Raw genomic sequence first — 241 nt, 5'->3', positions numbered from 1 at the left:
CGTTTGAAACAACAATCGGAGATGGCGGTGCTGCAGAACAAGGTGAAAGATCAATGATCTTCACAGCATAATCCTCAATTTCTCCATCGGCTACTGTTGCACAAGGATCTGTGATCGTGCTTGTAGAGAAAATCACTCTCATTCTTAAAGTCAGCGGGCCATTATAAGCGGTTGCAGGAACAATGAATGTAGCACTGATAGGAGTTGTTGTACTTGCTGTTGTACTGATTACTCTTTCACC

1 protein-coding gene is annotated in these 241 nt (G+C 43.2%); it reads right to left on the bottom strand.

From position 1 onward, the window contains the following. Positions 1-241 (bottom strand): GEVED domain-containing protein (locus ACR9ZK_RS23200; protein ID WP_481344267.1); only part of this gene is annotated, 241 nt, incomplete at both ends.

The sequence above is a fragment of the Monashia sp. HAY1-5C genome, assembly GCF_056755255.1.
Note: the sequence above shows the minus strand (reverse complement) of the source record. Positions and strands in the feature narration are given on the sequence as shown.